The following is an 11,263-nucleotide window of genomic DNA, read 5'->3' as shown; positions in this document are numbered from 1 at the left end:
TGATTTCACTCGAAAATCAGAGTCTTGATTTTTATTGCAAATTGCTATATAAATATTGCGATTTGTAATACCCATGAAGCTACATGACAAAATCCGTTATCTTCGAGAGGTCGAAGGTAATCTTCGCGGTCTCAACCGCGCCATGACTCAGCAGGAGTTGGTCCGCGCGATTCAACAAGAGAATGGCACGGGCAAAAAAAAGATAGGCAAGGCGACGATCAGCCAGTCCTATCTGTCGCAGATCGAGAGCGGTGCACGTCCTCATCTGACAAATACAACGCGATTGCTGCTGGCGAAGTTCTTCCAGGTGCACCCCGGCTACCTCGTTGATGATCCGGAGGGCTATCACTCTGAGTTGATCTCCGACCTGCGTACTGCTGAGGACAAACTCGACCTCTGGCTCGTCGCCGGCGCGGAGCGCTTTCGTCGCGATCCGGCGCTCTGTCAGGCGTTGCTGGCTCTGGCGAACCATAGCGATTCACGACGCTGCTTTCTTTTGATCGAGAGCATTCTCGAGACCCCCGCTTTGCTGGATCGCCTCTTCCACGTCCTGCGGCCCGATGCGTCTTCGCTTGCGGCTGCATCAACTCAACCCGTGCCACCAAAGGCTGCCAAACGGAGAACCAAATAATATGGACTCCTTCTATCTCATCTGTTTCGGTGTTGGTCTGATCCTTAGCCTGATCTCTGTCGTCGGAGGTTTTGCGCATCTGCATATCGGCCGCTTTCACGTTGGTCATATGGCTCATGGTCACTCGGCCCACGGGGGGACACATCGCAGCTCAGGACTCTCTGCTGTCAATGGGTTCACACTTACTGTTTTTCTTTGCTGGTTTGGGGGGGCAGGTTATTTGTTGCATCATTCCAGCATCTTTAGTGGACTGCTGGTTTTGATTATCGCTCTGGTCAGCGGCTTTGCCGGAGCCATGATTATCTGGGTGATTCTCTTCAAGCTGCTTCTCCCGCGCGAGCGTGTATTGACGCTTGAAGAGACCGAGATGGCTGGTGTGCTGGCTCAAGTCAGCGATTCCATTCGGGACGGCAATGGCATTGGCGAGATCATCTTTTCGCAGTCTGGAGCTCGCCGCGCCTCTGCTGCGCGCAGCGACGACGGCAGCGCGATCGAACGGGGAGTCGAGGTTGTTGTGATTCGTTACGACCGCGGCGTTGCCTACGTTCGTCGATGGGACGAACTTACGAATGGGCTACCGTGACGCATTCATGACTCTTGAATTCTTTCGGCACAGGCGGCCTCACTTGCCGAGGCACTCCCCCGCCACCTATCTCTTTGAGGCAAGCAAATAACACGCTCTCTCGTCCTTCACGGACAAAGGAACGATATGCCGAACTCGGTCATCCTTATTGTTGGTCTGGTTGTTTTTGCCACTCTTGCACTGGCGCTTCTGATGGCCAAGATGTTTCGCAAGGCGGGCCCAAACGAAGCGATTATTGTGTACGGATTTCGCGGCCCGCGTGTCATCAAGGGCGGCGGCGCCGTAATCTTTCCCGTCGTAGAGAATTCTCGGCAGCTCTCGCTTGAACTGATGAGTTTCGATGTAGCGCCGCAGCAGGATCTCTATACGAAGCAAGGTGTCGCAGTAACTGTAGAGGCAGTGGCGCAGATTAAGGTTCGCTCTGATAAAGAATCCATTCTTACGGCAGCGGAGCAGTTTCTTACGAAGTCTCCGGACCAGCGTGAGGGACTTATTCGACTGGTGATGGAGGGCCATCTGCGCGGTATTATCGGTCAGTTGACGGTGGAGCAGATTGTGAAAGAGCCGGAGATGGTGGCCGAGCGTATGCGCTCTACGTGTATGGATGACATGAGCAAGATGGGGCTCGAGGTGATCTCCTTCACGATTCGCGAGGTGAGGGACAAAAATGAGTACATCACTAATATGGGGCGTCCCGATGTTGCACGCATCAGACGCGATGCGGAGATCGCCGCGGCAGAGGCGGAACGTGACACTGCAATTCGACGTGCCATTGCACTGCGCGAGGCAGCTGTTGCCAAGGCGTCTGCCGATCAGGATCGGGTAATCGCCGAGACGGCATCGCTGGCGAAACAGGCCGAAGCTCAGCGTGACCTCGATATTCAAAAGGCACAGTTCACCGAACAGAGTCGTAGGCAGGAGGCACAGGCGGATAAGGCTTATGAGCTTCAGACCAATGTGATGCAGCAGAAGGTCGTCGCCGAACAGGTGAGAGTGCAGCAGGTTGAGAAACAGGAGCAGGTAAAGGTGCAGGAGGCTGAGATCCTGCGTCACGAGAAGGAGCTTATTGCGACGATTCTCAAAGGTTCTGAGATCGAGCGTCAGCGAATCGAAAATATCGCTCAGGCGGACAAGGCTCGCATCATGATGGAGGCCGAAGGCCGCGCCGCCGCTACGAAGTTGCAGGGTGAGGCGGAGGCGAACATCATCTTCCAGAAGGGCGAGGCGGAGGCGAAGGCAATGAACGTCAAGGCTGAAGCCTACCAGGAGTGGACGCAGGCGGCGGTCGTCGACAAGCTGATCACCAATATGGCAGACGTCGTGCGCGCTATGGCTGAGCCTCTCGGCAAGGTCGACAAGATCACCATCGTTTCTACCGGGAATGATGGAGCGACGGGTGCGAGCAAGGTCACCGGTGAGATGACTAAGATCGCAGCCCAAGTTCCTGCGCTCTTTGAGGCTCTGTCGGGAATGAATCTTCATGACCTCATGGCGAACGTCAAGGCGATGAAGCCTCGTGAGAACGGTGACGGCCCCCAGGCTTGACCTACAAATCGGCGCGGAGACTGCTTCCGCGCCGAATGCAGCATCCGCAGCAAAGGAGGAATTCCATGGCACTGCTCGAACGTGTAGGAACGCTCTTACGAGCCAACATTAATGATCTCATCGAGAAAGCTGAAGATCCCGAGAAACTCGCAAAGCAACTCGTCCTGGATATGGAAAATCAGCTTCTCCAGGTCAAGACGCAGGTCGCCATCGCCATTGCTGACCAGCACCTTCTTCAGAAAAAACTGAAGGAGCATGAGGACGCCATGAACCAGTGGAATCGAAAGGCCGAACTCGCTGTTCAGAAGCAGCAGGATGATCTGGCCCGCGCTGCGCTCGAGCGTAGTTTGAGCAGCCAGCAACTCGCGGCAAGCTTCTCTCAGCAACTCGAAGATCAGACGGCGGAAACAGAGACTCTTCGCAATGCCTTTGGGCGCCTTCAACAGAAACTGTCTGAGACGCGATCCACTTGCGAGATGTTGATAGCACAGCACCGCCGCGCCCGAACTGCAGGCAAGGCGAATGCCGCCCGCACGCTCGCCGCCTCGCACGAGAGATCGAACGTCCTGAGCCGACTGCGTACTACCATCCAGCGCAACGAGGCAACGAATGCTGCTAGCCATGTGATCCTCGAAGCCCAGTCTCTTGAAGACCAACTCAACGGCTTGGAAAAGGAGGATAGGATCGAGCGTCTTCTTGAAGATCTCAAAAGCCGTCAACCGCGGCTCACTTGAGTCGAGAGCTGTTGCGAGTATGAATATTCGTTGAAGTGGAGAGAACCCATTTTGGTACGAGTTATCCACTGCTATTTGATAAGGTTAGATGACTTAGGTCTTGATTGGCGCGGGGTTCGAGGGCATACTCCAGAGAGAGTTCGATGGATGAATCTCTAAGACGGTGCCAACTGAGACACACCTGTGAACCGATATAGCCGTCAAGACGTAATCCGGATCCTTCACTTGCAGGCACGCCAGTTAGCGGCGTGGGAGCGAGCGGGATTGATCTCTCCCAACGACGATTACTCTTTCGAAGCTCTGGGCCAGTTGCGCAGACTGCGCGATCTGCAGGCTACGACGCGGATCTCTGCGAAAAGTATTCGTGCGTCGGTCGATGCGATGCAGCGATTGGGAGGGGTACGAAACCCACTGCTTGAGGCGAGCTTCGTTCGCCGTGGATCGCGGCTGAGCTTTCGGCACGGTGGTGCGTTGATGGATCCGCTCACGCAGCAGCTTGCCTTTGACTTTGAGACTGCGCCGGCTCGTCAGCTTCGTGTAGTGGGGGCTGGTGATATTGCTCTGCGCCAAGCCGCTGAAGTGCAGGAGATGTTCTTGCGGGCAGTGCAGTTGGAGGAAACGCCGGCTACGATCCAGGAGGCTGCCGAGATCTATGACGCGATTCTGGTGATACGACCGCAGCACGCGCCGGCGTTGATCAACCTTGGGACGATTCACTACAACCTTCGCCGATTTGAAGAGGCCGAAGGGCTTTATCGGCGCGCTACATTGGCCGATCCCGAATATGCACTGGCGTTCTTCGATCTGGGCAACGTGCTGGACGAGATGCAGCGACTGGCCGAGGCAACAACGGCTTATCAGAAAGCTGTAGCACTGGTGCCGCAGTACGGTGACGCGCACTACAATCTGGCGCTGGCGTATGAGCGGCAGGGACAGCGTCGGAGAGCGTTGCGGCACTGGCTGGCCTATGTGCGGCTCGATCCGGTTGGGCCATGGGCCAATCACGCGAAAGAACAGGCTCGCAAGATTTTGAATACCGAGAAGCTTTCGATTGTCAGCCGCCGCGGGCGATCAGTAAAAGTTGCCGGATAGCGATTTATCCTTCGTCCATGCAGGCTTGGACGGATTCGCCGTACGCTCCCAGACTGAATGAATGGCTATTCAGTTGCGTGTTCAAGATGTTAGACTCACCTTTTCCCGAATACGGTTTGAGGTGAGTAGATGTCGCAGCAGGTTGGTCCGATGGCGTTGACGCAGTTGGGGCAAGACGAACAGCTCTTTCGTGACACGATAAGACGCTTTGCGGTGGAGCAGATCGGCCCGCTGGTACGCGGGATGGATGAGTCGCAGCAGATGGATGCCGGGCTTATCCGTAAACTCTTCGAACTCGGGTTGATGGGTATTGAAATTCCCGAAGAGTATGGCGGGGCAGGCGGAACATTCTTCAACGCGATCCTTGCGGTTGAGGAGGTCTCAGCGGTTGACCCATCGGTCGGAGTGATGGTTGATGTGCAGAACACACTGTGCGTCAACGCGCTTGTGCGCTGGGCCAATGAAGACCAGAAGAAGAAATATCTGACGCGGCTTGCGACCGACACCATAGGATCTTATGCGCTTAGCGAAGCTTCGTCTGGATCGGACGCGTTTGCTTTGCAGGCACGGGCGGGGAAGCGGGGCGACGACTATGTTCTCAACGGCCAAAAGCTCTGGATCACCAACGCGAAGGAGGCTGGACTGTTCATCGTCTTTGCGACGATTGATCCGACGGCGGGGTACAAGGGAATTACAGCGTTCCTCGTGGAAAAAGGTGCGCCGGGATTTACGCTTGGCAAGAAAGAAGACAAACTTGGCATCCGCGCTTCGAGCACATGTGAGCTTATCTTTAATGATTGTGTTGTGCCGGCTGCGCAAGTGTTGGGCGAGCCAGGCAAGGGGTACAAGATAGCGATCGAGACTCTGAACGAGGGCCGCATCGGCATCGGCTCGCAGATGCTGGGGCTAGCGGCGGGCGCCTGGGGTCATGCGGCGAAGTGGGCCAAGGAGCGCAAGCAGTTTGGCAAAACGCTGGTCGAGTTTCAGGCCATGCAGTTTCAGCTTGCCGAGATGGCGACGGAGATCGAAGCGGCGCGGCTGATGGTCTATAACGCGGCGCGACTCAAAGATGCGGGACTCGATTTTTTGAAGGAGGCGGCGATGTGCAAATACTTCACGTCGCAGGTGGCGGAGCGGGTTGCCAGCCTTGCCGTGGAAGTCTACGGAGGGTCAGGTTTTGTGAAGGATTACCCCGTCGAGAAACTGTATCGAGACGCAAAGATCGGAAAGATCTATGAGGGAACCTCGTTCATGCAGTTGGCTACGATCGCTAAGTTGACATTAGGAAAGATTTAGCCTCTTCGTACGATCCGCGCCCACTGGTCCAATCACTTCCCAGGTTCTACACTAGGGGAGAGCATTGGTATGACCACTTCTACGGTTTCGACAAAATCCGGACCAAGAGCACCTCTCCCTTTTCTAGGACTTGCCTGCGCCGTCGGCGTTTCGACGATGTACTACAACCAGCCTCTTTTGCTGGAGATGAGCCATAGCTACGGGGTTACCGCGGGACGTGTCGGCTTCGTTGCGGTTGCGACCCAGGTTGGCTATGCGGTCGGCTTATTTACCTTCGTTCCGCTAGGCGATGTGCTGGAGCGCCGCGCGCTGATGATGCGAATGTATGGCGCGGTGACAGTTGCTCTGTTGCTGGCCTCGGTTGCTCCCGGACTCGGCTGGCTCATCGCAGCAAGCTTGCTGCTCGGGCTCTTCGCCTCGGTCACGCATATTGTCCTTCCGATTGCACCCGATCTGGTTTCGCAGGAGCAGCGGGGGCGCGCCATTGGTACAGTCATGACCGGTTTGCTGCTGGGAATTCTGCTGGCGCGCACCTTCGCGGGCTGGGTAAGTGGAATTCATGGCTGGCGGTGGGTCTTCGTAGTGGCTGCGGTGATAAACGCGACGTTTGTTCCGCTCATCTGGAAGGTGATGCCGAAACTTCCTCCGAAGCAGCAACTACGCTATGCCGACGCGATGAAGTCGCTTTGGACGCTGTATCGTACTCAGCCTCTTTTGCGCGAATCTTCGATTGTCGGCGCGCTTGTATTTGCGTCTTTCAGTTGCTTCTGGACTACACTCGCTTTTCTGCTCCAGAGCCATTACGGACTTGGCGCGGGTGTTGCGGGAACTTTTGGCGTGGTTGGCGCGGCGGGGGCGTTGGTCGCGCCGCTGGCAGGTAGGTTATCCGATCGTCACGGATCGCGCTGGGTTATCTCGCTGGGCATGGGGTTGCTGGCGTTCTCGTACGTTCTACTTTGGGTGGAGGAGCCGGCGGGGATTTCGACCACGTTCCACATCATTGCGCTCGTAGTCGGAGTGCTGGTGCTCGACGTCGGTGCGCAGATGACGCAGGTGGCCAATCAGACGAGAATCTTCGGTTTAGTGCCTTCAGCACGCAGCAGGCTTAACACGGTTTATATGACGGTGTACTTTACCGGGGCCGCAGTCGGGTCGGCGTTGGCGACGATGGCCTGGGCGCATTGGCAGTGGAACGGAGTCTGCTGTCTGGCGATCGGCTTCATCGCGCTGGCTGGGCTGCGGCATGCGATCGGTAGCCGACATGTTCGGGAAGATCATCCTGTGACTTCGGAAGAAGATCTTTTGCTGGAGGCTTAGGTGCCGCGGACACCTGGAGCGGGTGGTGGGCGAGGCGGGGATCGAACCCACAACCCCGAGCTTAGAAGGCTCGTGCTCTATCCAATTGAGCTACTCGCCCGCGCGTGTCCTGTTCTGATTGTAGCGGGATCGAGGGGCTTCGGACTTCAAAAATTGGTGGGGCCTAGCCTAAGGCAAGATCCTTACTGCGCAATAAGGCGACTACCGCGTCCAACGCCGAAGCCCAGTTCTGCTCTGCGGTTTGAGAATCGTGGCCGAGAGCTTTTATGTAAAGGCTTACGGCGAAGCCCTCCTGCGGGCCGGTAAGGTCGACCAACGCCGGGCGGATTACGCAGTCGAGCATGGCAAGGGGATGGTCCAGAGGAGAAGAGTGTCGCGTAAGGCGGTGCATCATCTGCTCCATCTGATGATAGGAGGCGAAGAGAGATCGCTCGCGCCAAACAGTGTCGATATAACTGCCGAAGCCAACGGGGCCCTCATCGGAAGTTACGTCGAGATTCGCGCGAAGGTCGTTGAGCTGCTCTTCGTCGAGCGGCCACGCATCGCACTTGGCGGTGAAGACGGGCGATCTGGAGGCGTTAAGCGCGCGCAGAGCATGCATCAGGGGCGGATGCTGTTCAACTTCGGGAAGATGGTCGAGATCGTAAGGGTTTTCGCGCAGATCGATAAAGCGGCGATTGCCAGAGGGGTCGGAGGGGTCAGACCAGGGAACGACAAGCACGGGATCGTCTGAAGAACATTCGGCAGACCAGTCAGAGAGCATTAGCAACTATCTTAGCGTCACCGACCGCCAGATGTTTGGAGTGCGGGCACTGAGTTCGCAAGCAGGAAACGCAGCAGCGTGTGCTCAGCCCAGTAGCCGTCGTAGCCGGTGTCGGCGTCTGGTTGGGCGAGAAAGGCGCAGTGTCCGCCGTGATGGGTGGTAATCAGATGAATATTTGGGTTTGCTTCAAGTCTGCTGCAACTCTCGTCGGTGATGCGAACGAAGGGATCGTCCAGTGCGTGGAGGATGAGCGTTGGTACGGCGATCTGGTCGATGACGCGGGCGGCGGCGGCTCGGTAGTAGTAGTCGGCTGCACCGGTGAAGCCGGAATATAGTGCGGTGATGCGGTCGTCCAACTCACGGAGGGAGCGGATACCAGTGGCCAGATTTGGATCGTAGACATGTGGAAACAACGCGACCTTGCGACGATATCGCATCAGAAGAGCGCGAAGGAACTTCAGTTCGTAGACGCGGTTCTGTGGGCGATGAAGAGCGTCTGCCGAGGCGCCGAGATCAAGCGCGGGGGATACGCCGATAACTGACCGGAGTTCTGACGGCGCTGAGGTGCCCAGTTCGCCCGCAAGTTTGAGAACGAGATTTCCTCCCATCGAATACCCGATGAGGGACATCGACTGCAGGCCGTGTTGCGCGACAAAGAAGTTCATCACTTCGAGCACGTCGTTTGAGAGGCCCGAGTGATAAAGCGTTGGCGAGAGCGCTTCGGTGCCTCCGCAGTTGCGCATGTTCATGCGGATGATATTGCAACCGGCACGCCACAGCTTGTTCGAGTTGCCGATGACATACTGAGAATTCGACGAACCCTCCAGTCCATGCACAAGGATGGCTGTCGGCCGCGATGCACGCACCTCTTCTGGCTGCCAATGGCAGTGGCAGAGGACTTGGCTTGCAATTTGCGTGGAGGTAGCAGGTGATACTTCGACCAGCGTTGCCTCAGGCGTGGGCAGCCCGTTTATCCGAGGCAGGTAATTGCCCATGATCGTTTGCAGATGCCCATTGATGATGAAACGCCGGGGCTGAAACTCTGCCGCGTGGCTCGCGATACTTTCTATCTCGCCTGTCTCCATTACTGTTTCCCCGCCTGAGCTTGGATGCGAGCGAGAAATTGTACGGCGTTAAGCGCTCCGGTCGGTTCGTCCTCGTGCTTGAAGTAGATATAAACGTCGCGTTGTTCGGCGAGTGCTAAGAAGCGTTGCGCGAAGGCGTCGAGTTCGGTCACGGAATAACCTTGGCTTCTACGGAGCCGGTAACTGGTATGAGTCGCGGCCGTCTGCACCTCGGGAGTCAACAGTTCGTCACTTTCGGCAATGCAGAGTGCCGCGTTGTGCTCGCGTAAGACCGTGTAGATACTCTCGCTGAACCACGACTCGTGGCGAAATTCGAATGCAATCTGCGGAGCGCTCGCTCCGTGAAGCTGGGAAAGAAAGAGGAAGGTACTGAGAAGCTCGGCGTCAGCTTTGAAATTAGGAGGAAGCTGGAAGAGCAGGAGGCCGAGTTTGCCTGCCTGACGGACCGGCTCAAGGATTGACACGAACTGAGCCACCAACTCCTCGCAACCGCGCAATCGCTTGAGGTGGGTGATGCGTTGCGGCGCTTTGAAGCTGAAGCGAAAGTCAGGTGGAGTCGCGGCAAGCCAGTCTTCGAGCATCTTGGCTGTCGGCAGGGCGCGGAAGGTGTAGTTCACCTCGACCGAAGTCAACTGTGTTCCGTAAAACTGAAGGAATTTCTTCGCGGGTGTGCCGGCAGGATAGAACTCCGGCTTCCAGGTCGGATACGCCCAGCCTGAGGTTCCAGCATAGAGATGCACTGGGAGCTTAGCAGCGGCGACCGGGACGGGCGTAGAGGAAGCTTGGGGTACGCGGGACAAGGTTGATCCGCAGTCTGAAGATTTGAGAAGTTTGGGGCGGCTAGTGGGTTTCGAACCCACGACATCCGCTGCCACAGAGCGGCGTTCTGCCACTGAACTATAGCCGCCGTATACTGGAATTATAGCACTGGCCGCCAACCGGGCAATCTCTGGGCGGGGCGGGAAGGGGTCCGATGCCATTTACCGCGAAACCCGAGGTTTTGTCGCCCCGATTGAAACGCGGTGGGCGAGCTTTCGATGACGAAAACCTCGACCTGTTGTCGCACGTGCTCGACGATTTCATCAGAATTCCCGGCACCTCGATCCGCTTCGGTCTGGACGGGATTGTGGGCCTCATCCCTGGCGTCGGCGATCTGATCGGCGGAATCGCCTCCTGCATCATTATTGTCGCGGCCTGGGTGCGCGGTGTTTCCTATGTCACGGTAACGCGCATGGTGGCGAACGTCGCAATCGAAGTGCTGGTCGGCTCAATCCCGGTTGTCGGCGATATGTTCGACATTGCGTGGCGTGCAAATCGCCGCAACTATGCGCTGTTGGTGGGCAGCGTCGATGAGCCGCGAAAGCATACACTCCAAAGCTGGCTCTTTCTCGGCGTGGTGTGTCTCGTGCTGGCGGGACTGGTCATTTTGCCGTTGCTTCTGCTCACCTGGGTCTTTGACGGCCTCTTCCATGCCCTCTTCGGTACCAGCAGCCACGGTCTCTTTCACACGCTTTGATCGCGGTAACCGACTTGATGCGATAAACTAAAAAAAGTCGGGGCGTAGCGCAGTCTGGTAGCGCATCTGGTTTGGGACCAGAGGGTCGGGGGTTCGAATCCCTCCGCCCCGACCATTGATAGAACAACTTACGGCCATAGTGCCTTCCCTCGAAAATCGAATGTAGCGGAAATTGTAGCGGCTGGCTGTCTTTCCGTAGGATCTTCGTGTCGCAGCAACTTGTCTACTGCACGTCGCCGAGGAGCAGCTTCGGGGCTTGTAGTCGATCGAAAGCATTCATGACAGCGCTTTCGCTGGGATGGACTTATCGTTCACACATCGCAATTGATGAGTGACCGGCGATTCTCGCCAGCGTCCATGCATCGCATCCCGCCTCACCCAAACGTGTCAGAAATGTATGACGAAGAGAGTGGATGACAAAGGATCGCACGCCACTGAGGCGCGCAACGCCTTCTGATGCTGCTTCTTTGCAATCGCCAACTGAGAACGGAACAAGATCGCTGGTCTGCCGTGCTAATTCTCTATTCATCGCAGGAGGCACGACGTCAAGCGGGGGCGGATAGTCATGAAACGCGGGTGGCAACCGACCGTTTTGAAGCCAGTTCTTTTTCGTTTAGATGGCACGGAGTTTATTACAACGAATATTCACACTACGAAAGCTCAGAAGAGCGCGGTGCAATTAATACCTCGGATCGCGACTA

General features: G+C 56.6%; 12 protein-coding genes and 3 tRNA genes. 9 read left to right on the top strand and 6 right to left on the bottom strand.

What is annotated here, in order from left to right:
• Positions 1–73: 73 nt before the first annotated feature.
• The 7 genes from RBB76_RS06250 (at position 74) to RBB76_RS06220 (ending at position 7,198) form a co-directional block, all read left to right on the top strand.
• Positions 74–631, top strand: a complete 558-nt coding sequence (locus RBB76_RS06250) for a helix-turn-helix domain-containing protein (RefSeq protein WP_429628262.1) — start codon at positions 74–76, stop codon at positions 629–631.
• A gap of 1 nt (position 632) precedes the next feature.
• Positions 633–1,214, top strand: a complete 582-nt coding sequence (locus RBB76_RS06245) for a hypothetical protein (protein WP_429628263.1) — start codon at positions 633–635, stop codon at positions 1,212–1,214.
• Positions 1,215–1,340: 126 nt separating this feature from the next.
• Positions 1,341–2,759, top strand: a complete 1,419-nt coding sequence (locus RBB76_RS06240; protein WP_429628264.1) for a flotillin family protein — start codon at positions 1,341–1,343, stop codon at positions 2,757–2,759.
• A 65-nt stretch (positions 2,760–2,824) separates the two neighbouring features.
• Complete coding sequence (locus tag RBB76_RS06235) at positions 2,825–3,493, top strand: PspA/IM30 family protein (RefSeq protein ID WP_429628265.1); 669 nt, start codon at positions 2,825–2,827, stop codon at positions 3,491–3,493.
• Between the two features lie 225 nt (positions 3,494–3,718).
• Positions 3,719–4,585 (top strand): tetratricopeptide repeat protein, encoded by an 867-nt coding sequence (locus RBB76_RS06230; protein WP_429628266.1) that lies wholly within the window; start codon positions 3,719–3,721, stop codon positions 4,583–4,585.
• Positions 4,586–4,714: 129 nt separating this feature from the next.
• Positions 4,715–5,881 carry an acyl-CoA dehydrogenase gene (locus tag RBB76_RS06225; RefSeq protein WP_429628267.1) on the top strand — a complete coding sequence of 389 codons (1,167 nt, stop codon included), beginning with the start codon at positions 4,715–4,717 and terminating at the stop codon, positions 5,879–5,881.
• A gap of 69 nt (positions 5,882–5,950) precedes the next feature.
• Positions 5,951–7,198, top strand: a complete 1,248-nt coding sequence (locus RBB76_RS06220) for an MFS transporter (protein WP_429628268.1) — start codon at positions 5,951–5,953, stop codon at positions 7,196–7,198.
• A gap of 23 nt (positions 7,199–7,221) precedes the next feature.
• Here the strand turns inward: RBB76_RS06220 and RBB76_RS06215 are convergent.
• The 5 genes from RBB76_RS06215 to RBB76_RS06195 form a co-directional block, all read right to left on the bottom strand.
• Positions 7,222–7,298: transfer RNA gene (locus RBB76_RS06215), tRNA-Arg, on the bottom strand.
• A 63-nt stretch (positions 7,299–7,361) separates the two neighbouring features.
• Positions 7,362–7,961, bottom strand: a complete 600-nt coding sequence (locus tag RBB76_RS06210; protein ID WP_429628269.1) for a hypothetical protein — start codon at positions 7,959–7,961, stop codon at positions 7,362–7,364.
• 17 nt (positions 7,962–7,978) lie between these two features.
• Positions 7,979–9,046, bottom strand: coding sequence for a YheT family hydrolase (locus tag RBB76_RS06205; RefSeq protein WP_429628270.1), 1,068 nt, complete (start codon positions 9,044–9,046; stop codon positions 7,979–7,981).
• The gene (locus RBB76_RS06200) at positions 9,046–9,846 is read right to left on the bottom strand and encodes a DUF72 domain-containing protein (RefSeq protein ID WP_429628271.1); all 801 of its coding nucleotides are present in this window, start codon (positions 9,844–9,846) and stop codon (positions 9,046–9,048) included. Before RBB76_RS06200 ends, RBB76_RS06205 begins: the two co-directional genes overlap by 1 nt.
• A gap of 32 nt (positions 9,847–9,878) precedes the next feature.
• Positions 9,879–9,953: transfer RNA gene (locus tag RBB76_RS06195), tRNA-His, on the bottom strand.
• A gap of 105 nt (positions 9,954–10,058) precedes the next feature.
• On the opposite strand from RBB76_RS06195, the gene RBB76_RS06190 reads away from it, so the two are divergent.
• Together RBB76_RS06190 and RBB76_RS06185 are read left to right on the top strand one after the other, a co-directional pair.
• Positions 10,059–10,562 carry a DUF4112 domain-containing protein gene (locus tag RBB76_RS06190; protein ID WP_429628272.1) on the top strand — a complete coding sequence of 168 codons (504 nt, stop codon included), beginning with the start codon at positions 10,059–10,061 and terminating at the stop codon, positions 10,560–10,562.
• Positions 10,563–10,600: 38 nt separating this feature from the next.
• Positions 10,601–10,677: transfer RNA gene (locus tag RBB76_RS06185), tRNA-Pro, on the top strand.
• Positions 10,678–10,866: 189 nt separating this feature from the next.
• Here RBB76_RS06185 and RBB76_RS06180 read toward each other — a convergent pair.
• The gene (locus RBB76_RS06180; RefSeq protein WP_429628273.1) at positions 10,867–11,091 is read right to left on the bottom strand and encodes a tyrosine-type recombinase/integrase; all 225 of its coding nucleotides are present in this window, start codon (positions 11,089–11,091) and stop codon (positions 10,867–10,869) included.
• Positions 11,092–11,263: the final 172 nt, after the last annotated feature.

The organism is Tunturiibacter psychrotolerans, from assembly GCF_051013365.1.
Classification (GTDB): domain Bacteria; phylum Acidobacteriota; class Terriglobia; order Terriglobales; family Acidobacteriaceae; genus Edaphobacter; species Edaphobacter psychrotolerans_A.
This window is presented reverse-complemented; position numbering and strand designations above follow the sequence as displayed.

Coding starts and splice junctions, on each gene's coding strand:
- RBB76_RS06205 (WP_429628270.1), bottom strand. CDS start 9,046: ATGGAGACAGGCGAGATAGAAAGTATCGCGAGCCACGCGGCAGAGTTT.
- RBB76_RS06240 (WP_429628264.1), top strand. CDS start 1,341: ATGCCGAACTCGGTCATCCTTATTGTTGGTCTGGTTGTTTTTGCCACT.
- RBB76_RS06180 (WP_429628273.1), bottom strand. CDS start 11,091: ATGAATAGAGAATTAGCACGGCAGACCAGCGATCTTGTTCCGTTCTCA.
- RBB76_RS06250 (WP_429628262.1), top strand. CDS start 74: ATGAAGCTACATGACAAAATCCGTTATCTTCGAGAGGTCGAAGGTAAT.
- RBB76_RS06235 (WP_429628265.1), top strand. CDS start 2,825: ATGGCACTGCTCGAACGTGTAGGAACGCTCTTACGAGCCAACATTAAT.
- RBB76_RS06210 (WP_429628269.1), bottom strand. CDS start 7,961: ATGCTCTCTGACTGGTCTGCCGAATGTTCTTCAGACGATCCCGTGCTT.
- RBB76_RS06220 (WP_429628268.1), top strand. CDS start 5,951: ATGACCACTTCTACGGTTTCGACAAAATCCGGACCAAGAGCACCTCTC.
- RBB76_RS06245 (WP_429628263.1), top strand. CDS start 633: ATGGACTCCTTCTATCTCATCTGTTTCGGTGTTGGTCTGATCCTTAGC.
- RBB76_RS06225 (WP_429628267.1), top strand. CDS start 4,715: ATGTCGCAGCAGGTTGGTCCGATGGCGTTGACGCAGTTGGGGCAAGAC.